The organism is Rhizobium sp. 10PS4, from assembly GCF_032464805.1.
Classification (GTDB): domain Bacteria; phylum Pseudomonadota; class Alphaproteobacteria; order Rhizobiales; family Rhizobiaceae; genus Rhizobium; species Rhizobium laguerreae.
Genome location: NZ_JAWDIW010000001.1, coordinates 625,043 through 636,628, shown reverse-complemented (window position 1 = coordinate 636,628; position 11,586 = coordinate 625,043). Strand labels below are relative to the sequence as shown.

The window sequence follows — 11,586 nt, the reverse complement described above, 5'->3', positions numbered from 1 at the left end:
GAAACCGCGCCGTGATCCTTGTGGCCCCACCAGGTCAAGACGTCAGTCTCAGTAAGGCGGGCTTCGCTGAGGCCGTGTTCCGGCTCCTGCAGCGTCGCCGTCGTCGCCGAGATAGTTGGATCGGTGTTCAGCGCCTTGGCGATCGTGGTGTGCATGCCTTCGGGATAGATCCCCCGGACGATCTCATTGGTATTCTCGTGGATGTTCTCACCCCACACAACGGTGCGAATGGTCACGTCGTTCTCTCCTTATAGTTAAAACGGATCGAGCCTTGGGAGGAACATCGACCCTGGGAAAATCAGGCAGCCCGCATGGATGCTCGCTCAAGCGCCCGGCCCGACCGGTCGAAACGGTGAACGTGGCCGGCAAGCGGCACAAGGCCAAGCGTTTGGCCAGGCGCGTGACGGGAGACACCGGCTTCCCGCACGACGAACGGCTCATCCGCCCCGATATCCAGATAGACGAAGCTATCGGCGCCGAGGATTTCTGAATGGATGACCGTGCCGCTCCAAACGGGCGACTCGGGCGTGATGCGAACATGCTCTGCGCGCACGCCAATCGTGTGGCTATCATAGGGCTGCGCCAGCCCGCCCGAGAGGAAATTCATCTTCGGCGAACCGATGAAGCCGGCAACGAAGACCGAATTGGGACTTTCGTAAAGTTCCAGCGGCGTGCCGATCTGCTCGACGATGCCGTCCCTCAACACGCAGATCCGATCGGCGAGTGTCATGGCCTCGACCTGGTCATGGGTCACATAGATCATCGTCGTGTTGTGCATGCTGCGATGAAGCTTCGCGATTTCCAACCTCGTCGCGACGCGAAGCGCCGCATCGAGGTTGGACAGCGGCTCGTCGAAGAGAAAGACCTTGGGATCGCGCACGATCGCCCGGCCGATTGCGACGCGCTGACGCTGGCCGCCGGAAAGCTGTCGTGGCAAGCGGTCTAAGTAGGGTGAGAGCTGCAGCATGCCGGCGGCCCGTTCAACACGCTGGCGGCATTCGTCTCTGGTGCTCCCGGAAAGTTTCATGCCGAAAGCCATGTTGTCGAAGACCGTCATATGCGGGTAGAGCGCGTAGGACTGGAACACCATGGCGATCCCTCTCTTCGACGGCGCGTGCTGGTTCACCGTCTTGTTGTCGAAGGAGAGGGTTCCCGACGTGATGTCCTCGAGCCCGGAGATAAGCCGCAGCAGCGTGGACTTGCCGCATCCCGACGGCCCCACGAACACCATGAACTCGCCCCGGCGGATGTCCATCGTCACGCCTTTGATCACCTCGAAAGCGCCGAAGCTCTTGCGGATATTCTCCAGTCGGATTTCTGCCATGTCCTACTCCCTCAACCCTTGACGCCGCCGGCGGTCAGCCCCGAAATGATCCGGCGCTGGAATATCAAAACAAGCACGACGACCGGTACGGTGACGATTACTGAAGCCGCCATGATGTTGCCCCACGGGATCTCGAATGCGCTGTTGCCCGAAAGCAGGGCGATCGCAACCGGGACGGTTCGCTGCGTATCCGACGACGTGAACGTCAGCGCGAAAAGAAACTCGTTCCAGGCGGTGATGAAGGCGAGCAGTCCGGTTGTTACCAGCGCCGGCCACATCAACGGCATGAACACCTGGGTGATGATGACCCATGGTGAAGCGCCGTCGACGATCGCCGCCTCCTCGATCTCGATCGGCAATTCCCGCATGAAGGTCGTCAGCACCCAGACGGTGAAGGGGAGCGTGAAGATCATGTAGGAAAAGATCAGCGCGAAGGGCGTGTTGAAGATGCCGATCCAGCGGATGAGTTCGAAGAGGCCCGCAAGAACGGCAATCTGCGGAAACATCGACACCGAGAGGATGGTCAACATCAACAGTGCCCGCCCGCGGAAGTGCACCCGGGCCAAAGCGAAGGAAGCGGTGATCGAAAGTAGCAGCGATGCTGAAACAACGACGCAGGCGATCATCGCGGAATTCGCCAGACTGCGGACGAAACCGCCCTGGCCCATTACGGACGTGTAGTTGCCGAAGGAGATCGAGGTCGGCCAATAATCGACTTTGAAAAGGGCCGTGCCGGTCTTCAGGCTCGTGAGGATCGCATAGTAGAACGGAAATACCGCAATGATGACGATGATTGTGACGAGCAGGTAGAAGAGCGTATTCTTGGCGAACGAAAGCAGCATCAACGTTCCTCCCCGCCGAGCTTGACGCGACCGAGCCAGATATAAAGGACGGTTACGGAGGCAATGATGAGGAAAAGCACCGTTGACGCGGTGGCGCCGTAGGCGAACTTGTCGAAGTCGAACAGGTTCTCGCGCGCCATGACCGACATGGTCTTCGTCTGCGCATTGTTGGGCGTCAGTACATAGATCAGGTCGAAGATGCGCATCGCATCCAGTATCCGGAAGATCACGGCAACCATGATGGCCGGTCGGATCAGCGGCAGCGTCAGACGCCAGAAAACCTTGACCGGATTGACGCCATCGATCTTGGCAGCCTCATAGATGTCTCCCGGAACCATCTGTAGTCCCGCAAGAATCAGAAGCGCCATGAAGGGAGTCGTCTTCCAGACATCGACGATCAGCACTGCGATCATCGCCGTTTCCAGATTGGCGGTCCAAGCAATCTTCTCGCTGATAAGACCGAAGCCGAGCAGAATATCGTTCAGAATGCCGAACTGATCATTGAGCATCCAGGCCCACATCTTTGCTGAGACGATTGTTGGGATCGCCCAAGGAATGAGGATTGCGGCCCGTACGATCCCACGCCCGACGAACCGTGCGTTCAGCACCAAGGCGACGATCAGCCCGAGCCCGGTCTCGATGACCACCGAAAGGACGGTAAACTTGGCAGTGTTCCAGACGGCATTCCACCAAACCGGATCGGCAAGCAGCCCGCGATAGACGGTCCTTCCGCTCTTCAGTGTCACCCAAGACAAATAATTGTCAAAGCCGACGAACTGCGCATTGCCAAGGTCGTTCAGCGACGCATTCGTAAAACTGAAATAGATCGTTCTGAACAGCGGCCAGCCAGCGACGATTGCCAAGATCAACAGCGTCGGCGCCAGAAACATCCATGCCGATCGAACGCGCTCGGATCGCAACTCCGTGGTGGCTCTGAAATGGGAAACCCTGGGCTTGACTGCTTGTGGAACTACGATTTCGCTCATGAAACGTCTATCCGTCGTTAGCGCGTCCGAAGACCGGACCGGCGGCTTGACAGCCGCCGGTCGGAATACTCACCAAGCGTCGCCTTTGAGGGTCGTTAGGTCGGCTTCGAGAAGCTCGAGGTTCTCGGCAGCTGAGCCGCTGCCTGACAAGGTATTGTGCACCGCAGTCCAGAACTTTGAGGACACCTCATTGTACTTTATCTTGGCCGTCGCCGAAGGGCGTGGCACCGCGTCCTGGAAAATGGGTTTCCAGTTCGGCATGAAGGGCTGCGCGGCAGCAACATCCTTGTCGTCATAAATATCCGTCAGGGTCGGCAAATTGGAGAGTTCGATCGCACGTGCCTTTTGAACGTCCTTCGACGCCAGGAATTTTACGAGCGCGATGGCTGCCTCCTGCTTTTCGGAATATTTCGAAACCGCCAGGTTCCAGCCGCCAAGTGTCGAAGACGGCTTATCGCCGACGGCTGCAACCGGTAGCGTCATCACGTCGAACTTGCCCTTCACGGCGCTGTCGGCACCGTTTCCGAGAGAATAGGCATAAGGCCAGTTGCGCATGAAGACGGCGTTGCCGGTCTGCCAGACGCCGCGCGATTCTTCTTCCTGATATGCGAGCACCCCTGGCGGTGAGATCGTGCCGATCCAGCCCTTGGCCCGTTCAAGCGCGGCTGCCGCCTTCTCGTTGTTGATCGAGATCGTCCCGTCCGGCTCGACGATCTGGCCGCCGCCCGACGATTTCACCCATTCCAGTCCGTTGCAGGTAAGCCCTTCGTAGGAATTGCCCTGGAAGACGTAGCCCCAGAGGTCCTTCTGTCCGGCCTGGCGTTCCTTATCCTGAATCTCTTTGGCGGTTGCGGCCATCTCGTCCCAGGTCTTCGGCGGCTGTTTTCCATATTTCTCCAGCAGGTCCTTTCGGTAAAACAGCGCAGGAGCATCGGTAAACAACGGCAGCGCCACAAGCCGGCCATTGACAGTCTGAGACGCGATGATCGACGGGAAGAACTGGCCGACAACGTCCTTGGCTGCCTCCTTCAGATCGACGAACTGGTCGGCAAGCTGCGGTGCCCAGATGACATCGGTCTGATAGACATCGACGTCCTTGTTTCCAGCAGCAAGCCATAGGCGATATTGCGAAAATTGCTCGCTGCTCGATGACGGCATGGTCACGAGCTTGACCTGATTGCCGGTATCTTTCTCGAAAATAGCCAGCTGCTTGTTCAAGAATTCTACGTTTTTTCCCGTAGTGTTGGCGGCAAAGGAAATTTCGGCAGCGCGGATCGGGCCGGCGGCCGCGATGGCGATTCCGAGCGCGGACAAGCCCAAAGCAAATTTTTTCATGATCTCCTCCCAGAAATTGAAATCGATTTGGCGATTAAACCATTGCAGAAGGTCGCAGAGGCGTCAAGCCCACGGAGATTAGCGATCCACAGTTGCATTATGAAGAGAAATTGACTGATATACAGTGAGTAGCGGCATTTTTTACCCCTGCGAGCAGGGATTCAAAGCAACAAAATTGAAACCGATTTCAATTTTCGCCGGACTGACACTTGCCCGTTGCGCATCGCCAAAGCTTCGTCCATTGATTGCCGGGACAAAGAAGACATCCGATGAAACTTCGTGAATTTGCAAAGCAGCTTGGGCTCTCTCCGACGACGGTCAGCCGTGCGCTCAGTGGCTATCCCGAGGTAAGCGAAGCCACGCGCGCCCGGGTTGCGAGCGAAGCAATGCGGCTTGGCTATCGCCCCGATATCAATGCCGTGCGGCTAAAGACCGGGAGAGCCGGAGCGATAGGCGTCATGATGGCGCGGTCGGGAGAAATCCATTTCGCCGAATTCATGTCAGGTATGGCACAGCGCCTGGAAACGGCCGATACCGATATTCTCATCACGCCTATTACCGCACACAATGATGAGGACGAGATGCAGGCCTACCGACGCCTGGTCGAAAGCCGCCGGGTGGATGCGGTGATCATTCATTCGCCTCGCCCGAGGGATCCGCGGATCGGAGTGCTGAACAGCTTAGGCCTGCCTTTCCTGGTTCACGGCCGATCGGAATCCGAGCACGTTCACGCGTGGCTCGATATCGACAATGAAAATGCCGTGCGTCGGTCCACCGAACATCTGCTCGATCTCGGGCATCGGCGCATTGCCATGATCAATGGTCTGCGGGGCAAGACGTATTCGATCCATCGCGAGCAGGGTTTTCGGGTCGCGCATCAGGAACGTGGGCTCGTCGCCGATCCCAACCTAATGGTCTGCGATAAATTCTCCGACGAGAGCGGCTTTCGACATGCCCGCTCTTTTCTCGAGAGGGCGAACGCGCCGACTGCCATCGTTGCCGGTTCCACGATGACAGCGCTTGGTGTTTACCGTGCTGTCCGTTCGCTTGGGATGACGGTGGGACAGAATGTTTCCGTCATCGCCCATGACGACGTCTTCCCATATCTAACGGCCGAAAGCATGGTGCCGTCGCTCTCGACAACACGATCGTCCATGCGTGCCGCGGGCACGCGCTGCGCTGAGCTAACGCTACAGCTTATCGCTGGACGTGCCGTGGATGAGATCCACGAATTGTGGCCAGTCGAACTGATCCTGAGGGAAAGTACCGCCCCGCCGCCCTGACGGAGAGCAACCTCTCGATAGTGCGTTTGCCGACGCACGCAGGATCGGCCTGCTTTTTTAAAGCTGATCGATCGCAGGAACCTTGCCGCTCAGAAACGCCAGAGCCGCGGCGCCGACGAGGCCCGAGTTCTGATCCAACGCCGCCAGCATTACCCTGACATCCTTGAATGCCGGCATTGCCCATTGCGTGATGTAGCCTTGAATGCCCGGTTGCAGCCGGTCGAACTCGTGGGAAAGCCCGCCTCCCATCACGATGATATCGGGACTGAATATATGGATCAGGCTGGTGAAGCCGCGACCGAGAATTTCCGCTTCCTCGTCAATCAGTTGATTTGCGAGCCGATCGCCATCTCTTGCGGCTGCGAAAACGCTGCGGCTGTCGATGGCGCCGCCATCGCTGCCGATCGTCGTCCCACTGGTCTCCATCGCCTTCATCTGGGCGCGGCGCGCAAAAGCCGTTCCGGATCCGTAGGCCTCGAAACAACCTCTGTTGCCGCAGGGGCAAAGCTCTCCGTTCGGCACGACCGACATGTGCCCGACATGGGCTGCCATGCCCTTCCGGCCGCGCACGACGCGACCGTCCGACACAACGCCACCGCCAATGCCGGTGCTCACCGTGACATAGACAAGATTATCGAGCCCTCTGCCGGCTCCGAACTGCCACTCGCCGATGGCAGCGGCAATAGCATCGTTCTCGAGGTCGACCGGAAACGGAAACCGCTTCTGTAATTCCGCCTTCAGCGGAAAATCGACAAAGCCGGAGAGGGTCGGGATATGCGAGGCGATACCAGCGACCGTATCGAGCGGGCCCGGAGCGGATACGCCGACGCCCACCACAGAAGCAGGGTTCGATGCTGCAAGCAGTCCATCGGTCAATCCGCAAATCTGGTCGAGCACGCGGGCGGGGCCTGCCAGCGCATCCGTTGATTCCGCTGCACGCTCCAGAATCCTGCCCTGCTCGTCGACGAGGGCAGCGCGCACCTGCGTCCCGCCGAGGTCGATTCCAATGGCAATCTGCTGCATGTGAAGACCATGAGTTAGAGTGCGCGCACCCATGCCATCCGCTCGTCGAGCGACGGCGCATTGAAAGCCAGGGAACCGAGGACCACCGTTTCCGCACCCGACTGGCGCAGAAGAGGCACGGTGTGTTCGCGAATACCGCCGTCGGCGGCCAGCACGATCCGATGAGCCGCACCGCAGCCGGCGATGATCTGCTTTGCCTGCTGAAGCCGCGCTCCGGCCTTCTCGTCGAGGCCCTGGCCCTTCACGCCGATCGCGGTACCGAGCAGCGTCACAAAGCGCAGCCGGGAAGCGTATTTCTCGACGCGTTCGACAGGGGTATCGACCTTCAGCACCATGCCGGCGGCCACGCCGCGGCGATCGAGAAGATCGAGAGCCTCGGCGGCGACACTTTCGTTTTCAACATGAAGACTGATCAGATCGCTGCCCGCATCGGCGAACTGCTCGATCTGCGACAGGAGGATGCTGTCGGCGACCATCAGGTGAACATGGATTGGGCGCGCGGACACTTTGCGCACACCGGCAACAAGATCAGGGAAAAACAACATTGCCGGGGCGAAATGGCCATCGGCGACATCGATGTGGAGGACGTCGACGTGAGGATCGACACGCGCGAGATCATCTGCCAGATGCACGAGATCGGCGGACCAGACGGAGAATTCGGCAATCAGACGATCCTTCGGAAGATCGGCGATCCAGGACTTGGAGGGGGTCGTCATTGTTTCAGAGCTCCTTCAGAAAATTGCCCATGGCAAGCCGGAAGTCGGCGACGTATTGCGGACGGCTCTCGGTCTTCGATGTGATGTGCACCAAACGCGCGCCGGCAATCCGCTCGGCCAGAGCACGCGCATGGCTGAGAGGATGAATGCTGTCCCGATCATGGCCGATGATGAGCGTCGGCACAGTGAGATTGCCGACCTCCTCGTCGGTCACATCGGGACCATCATTGGAAATCCGGGTGAGCAGTTCGGCGGTCACATCCAAAGGCGTGCGGGAGAAAAAGCCGGCAAGCGAGGCCAGATTGTCCGGTGCCTCGGCGGCGAGCCGCACGCCAACCGGCCCGGCGAGGAATGCGGTCTTTGCCTCATCCGGCGGGAGAGTTTTCAAAAGATGCCCGACTTCGGCGTTGGATGCCATATTCTCCGGCGCGGATGCCGTCAGCCAGGCCGGCCTTGCGATGATCAGAGCCTTGACAAGATCGGGGCGCTTGACCGCGAGACGCAAGGCGATCGCCGCACCCATCGAGATGCCGCCGATCACGATCGGCGGCGTAAGGTTTTTTTCGACATAGGCGGCGATATCATCGCAGAAGGTCGCGATCGACAGGCGCTCCGGATTGCCGGCTTGGGAATGGCCGTGGCCGCGCGCTTCGATGGTAACCCGGCGAAAACCCGCTTCGAGCGGAAAGACCTCATCGGTCTGCGTCGCGTCGCCGCATAGGCCGTGCTGGAATATGACGGACGCGCCCTCGCCCGCCATATCGACATTGAGAATGGTGCCGTCGCTGGTTTCGAACGGTTGCGCGCGTCTCATGTTCCTGCCCCCGCAGCTTCGCCGCCGAGACTGCTCTTCAGGAAACTCGCCGCACCGGCCGCCTCCGAAGCCGAAAGGCCATGCGTGACGAGACTGCCCTCGAAGCCGATCGCCTTGAGACGGCCGAGATAATGCGCGTAGTCGAGCACGCCCTTGCCGGCGGTCGCGAAACTACCGTCCGGGTTGCGATCTTTCGCATGCGCCATGACGATCCGATCGGCCAGAAGGTCGATGGCGGAAGACACAATGCTCCGCTGCTCATCGAGTGTCGCGACCTCGAAGAGATTGGCCGGATCGAGTACGATCTTGATGCGGGGGCTCTTCAGTGCCGCGATCAGCCGGTAAGCTTTCTCAGCCGAGTTGACGACATTGGCAAGCTCGGGCTCGATGCCGAGATCGACATCGTAACGCTCGGCGATCTCGATGGCCGCCCCCATGGCGTCGAGGAGATCCCGCCAGGCCTCCGGCGTGTCGTTGTCGGCATGCGCCTTCCACTGGTCGATGGGGTCGCGTGTGCCGGTGCAAAGCGTGATCAGAGCCGTCGACATGCCGGCGCAGCGTTCGGCCAGCGTTGCCAGTCTGCGAAGGCCGGCCTCGCGAACGGCGGGATCCGGATGGATCATGTTGAAGGTGCCCGAAACGGCAACGATCTCGACGCCGCTTTCGCGCGCCGCTTCGGCGACCGAGCCGGCCTGGGCTTCCGTGATGATCTCCGGCATCGGCGCAAGGCCTGAGCAGGCCATATTATATTGTGCGCAGGTGAACCCGGCTGCGGCGACCGCATTCAGAACGGTCAAGGGTTCCGTTCCCTCGAAGGTCTTTGCGAAGATGCCGAGCTTCATCACACGCCACCCGTGACGTCGGACAGCGCAACCGCCTTGCCGCTTTCGACGGAGCGCGCAACCGCGACCATGGCCCGGACGGATGCCAGACCATCATCGATGTCGGCGCCTTCCATCATGGCACCATCCAGAATGGTGCGGGCGAAGCCTTCGACCTGACGGCGATAGAAATGGCCGTCGGCACCGAGGACGCGATGGGTGGCGCCGTCCGCTTCCCGGAAAATGTCCACCTCGCTGGTCTTGTAGTACCATGGGTTATAGGTCTTGCCCAAAATGCTGCCGTTCTTGCCGTAGATCTGAAAGCCTTCGTGCCAGTCCATGCGCACCTGGACGGTGAGATCGAGATGGCCGAGCGTGCCGGAGGCAAATTCCACGTCCACGAACCAGCACCAGATACCGGCTCGCTCTGACAGACGAGCGTTGACGGAAACGATGTCGCCGGCGAAATAACGTGCCGTGTCGATCAGATGGCAACCGTGCGCAAGCATATAGTAGCGCCGCAGGTCGGCCTTCGGATTGGTGGAGGGTTTCTTCGCATTGGCGCTGGTGACGATCAGAGGCTGGACCGCATCGGTCATCGGATAGCGGTGCGTGCTGTCGCAATACCATGCTTTGAGAGCGACCATCTCGCCCATTTCATCGCGGATGAAGGATTTGGCAGCTTGGAGCCCCGCGTCGAAACGCTTCATGTGCCCGACCTGAAACACCTTTCCCGACTTGTCGACTGCGGCCTTCAGCTCAAGGCATTCCTCGATGGTGACGCCGACCGGTTTTTCGCACAGCACATGTTTGCCCGCCTGAAGGGCGCGAAGGGAAGCCGGGACGTGAAAGGCATCGGCGGTCGCAATGACCACGGCATCGAGGTCGGGATCGGCCAGCATCTGATCGTAATCGCCATAGGTCTTTTCCGCCCCGTGGGTGATAGCCATGCGTTCGCGGAGATCCTCGGCGACGTCGCAAATCGCATAGAGGTCGGCATTGGCTGCCTTCGTGCAGCTCTCGAAGTGCGCGGCCTGGGCAATCTGGCCCGCTCCCAATACGCCGATGCGGAGACGTCGTTCCTGTTTTGCTGGCATCGATAAGCCCTTTGGATCGGATATTGAAGATGAATGCTGGTTTCGGCGTCGGATGGAATGCTTTCAAGACATCGAACGTCGCCGACGTCTTCTGGCCGGACCGCCACCGGCGTGTCGGCTCTCCCTCGTCACGTCACAGCGCCATATGTGTTTGAGGATTGAAAAAGTGAAGTTTCGCCGGGTCGATGGCCAGATCGATCGATTGGCCCGCCTCGACCGCGCTGACCGCTTCGAACCGCGCGACGGCGTTGGCGGCCCCGCTCAGGTCTTCGACGGCATCGGGGTCGCCCGAGTCGATCCGGACCGCGTCGATCTTCAAATGCACGATCAACTCGGAGCCGAGCTCCTCGATCGATTTCACGACAACCGGGATCGTCGGATGGGAGGCTCCAGACGGCAACCGGCTGTCGTAGAGGTCCTCCGGCCTGACCCCAAAGATCACGTCCTTTCCCTCGAAAGCCGATAGACCGGGAGCACGCTCGAAGGCGCTGCCGGACAAAGGAATGGAGAAGCCCGGCAGATGGATCCGTCCGCTCGCCAGACGCCCTTCGAAAAGGTTCATCGATGGCGAACCGATAAAGCCCGCCACAAACGCATTGACCGGGCGGTGATACAGAGCCTTGGGCGTATCCACCTGCTGAAGGACACCGCCCTTCAGCACCGCGACTCGATCGCCCATGGTCAGCGCTTCGGTCTGGTCATGGGTCACGTAGATCGTCGTCACGCCCAGCTGTCTCTGCAGGCTTGCGATCTCTGCCCGCATCTGAACACGCAGCTTCGCATCGAGGTTCGAGAGCGGTTCGTCCATGAGGAATGCCGCAGGCTCGCGGACCATGGCGCGGCCCATCGCAACACGCTGGCGCTGGCCGCCGGAAAGCTGTGCGGGCTTGTTGCCCAGCAGGGACTCCAGCTGCAGGATCTTGGCGATCTCGTGCACGCGCTTGGTGCGTTCGGCCTTGTTCTTTCCGGCCAGCTTCATCGAAAAGGCGATGTTGTCGAAGACGGTCATGTGCGGATAAAGCGCATAGCTCTGAAAGACCATGGCAATGTCCCGGTCCTTGGGCGCGAGATCCACGACGTCCTGACCGCCAATGCTCAATGTTCCGCTGCTGATTTCCTCGAGCCCGGCAATCATCCGCAGAGCGGTCGATTTTCCGCATCCGGACGGCCCGACCAGAATCAGAAACTCGCCATCATGGATCGTCAGGCTCAGATCCTTGATCGCATGGTAGCTGTTTCCATAGGTCTTGCAGATCTTGTCGAGTACAACCACAGCCACGTCTCGTCCTCCCGTACCAGTTCGGATCATATCTTCAGACGGCGCTCGCGCCGTCTCCGATCCTTT

General features: G+C 59.8%; 11 protein-coding genes and 1 pseudogene. 1 reads left to right on the top strand and 11 read right to left on the bottom strand.

Features of this window, described 5'->3' with window-relative positions; translation table 11 throughout:
* The 5 genes and pseudogenes from RWJ89_RS02890 to RWJ89_RS02870 form a co-directional block, all read right to left on the bottom strand.
* A pseudogene (locus RWJ89_RS02890) lies at positions 1–236 on the bottom strand (ThuA domain-containing protein); the annotation flags it as partial.
* A 62-nt stretch (positions 237–298) separates the two neighbouring features.
* Positions 299–1,324, bottom strand: a complete 1,026-nt coding sequence (locus tag RWJ89_RS02885; protein ID WP_168280788.1) for an ABC transporter ATP-binding protein — start codon at positions 1,322–1,324, stop codon at positions 299–301.
* Between the two features lie 11 nt (positions 1,325–1,335).
* Positions 1,336–2,166: a carbohydrate ABC transporter permease gene (locus RWJ89_RS02880; protein ID WP_077976998.1), complete on the bottom strand. Its 831-nt coding sequence runs from the start codon at positions 2,164–2,166 to the stop codon at positions 1,336–1,338.
* Positions 2,166–3,152: a carbohydrate ABC transporter permease gene (locus RWJ89_RS02875; RefSeq protein WP_077976997.1), complete on the bottom strand. Its 987-nt coding sequence runs from the start codon at positions 3,150–3,152 to the stop codon at positions 2,166–2,168. The genes RWJ89_RS02880 and RWJ89_RS02875 overlap by 1 nt, the downstream gene beginning before the upstream one ends.
* Positions 3,153–3,221: 69 nt before the next feature.
* Positions 3,222–4,487, bottom strand: a complete 1,266-nt coding sequence (locus RWJ89_RS02870) for an ABC transporter substrate-binding protein (protein ID WP_221999709.1) — start codon at positions 4,485–4,487, stop codon at positions 3,222–3,224.
* 269 nt (positions 4,488–4,756) lie between these two features.
* On the opposite strand from RWJ89_RS02870, the gene RWJ89_RS02865 reads away from it, so the two are divergent.
* Positions 4,757–5,770 carry a substrate-binding domain-containing protein gene (locus RWJ89_RS02865; RefSeq protein ID WP_077976995.1) on the top strand — a complete coding sequence of 338 codons (1,014 nt, stop codon included), beginning with the start codon at positions 4,757–4,759 and terminating at the stop codon, positions 5,768–5,770.
* Between the two features lie 57 nt (positions 5,771–5,827).
* Here the strand turns inward: RWJ89_RS02865 and RWJ89_RS02860 are convergent, their stop codons facing one another.
* The 6 genes from RWJ89_RS02860 to RWJ89_RS02835 form a co-directional block, all read right to left on the bottom strand.
* Positions 5,828–6,793: an ROK family protein gene (locus tag RWJ89_RS02860; protein WP_316030548.1), complete on the bottom strand. Its 966-nt coding sequence runs from the start codon at positions 6,791–6,793 to the stop codon at positions 5,828–5,830.
* 14 nt (positions 6,794–6,807) lie between these two features.
* Positions 6,808–7,509, bottom strand: a complete 702-nt coding sequence (locus tag RWJ89_RS02855) for a ribulose-phosphate 3-epimerase (RefSeq protein WP_025397294.1) — start codon at positions 7,507–7,509, stop codon at positions 6,808–6,810.
* Positions 7,510–7,513: 4 nt separating this feature from the next.
* On the bottom strand, positions 7,514–8,323 hold the full coding sequence (locus RWJ89_RS02850) for an alpha/beta fold hydrolase (RefSeq protein ID WP_025397293.1): 810 nt from the start codon (positions 8,321–8,323) through the stop codon (positions 7,514–7,516).
* On the bottom strand, positions 8,320–9,165 hold the full coding sequence (locus tag RWJ89_RS02845; RefSeq protein WP_131641216.1) for a sugar phosphate isomerase/epimerase family protein: 846 nt from the start codon (positions 9,163–9,165) through the stop codon (positions 8,320–8,322). The genes RWJ89_RS02850 and RWJ89_RS02845 overlap by 4 nt, the downstream gene beginning before the upstream one ends.
* Complete coding sequence (locus RWJ89_RS02840) at positions 9,165–10,241, bottom strand: Gfo/Idh/MocA family protein (protein ID WP_131661103.1); 1,077 nt, start codon at positions 10,239–10,241, stop codon at positions 9,165–9,167. The genes RWJ89_RS02845 and RWJ89_RS02840 overlap by 1 nt, the downstream gene beginning before the upstream one ends.
* Before the next feature lie 133 nt (positions 10,242–10,374).
* Positions 10,375–11,520, bottom strand: coding sequence for an ABC transporter ATP-binding protein (locus tag RWJ89_RS02835; RefSeq protein ID WP_131641218.1), 1,146 nt, complete (start codon positions 11,518–11,520; stop codon positions 10,375–10,377).
* Positions 11,521–11,586 lie beyond the last annotated feature (66 nt).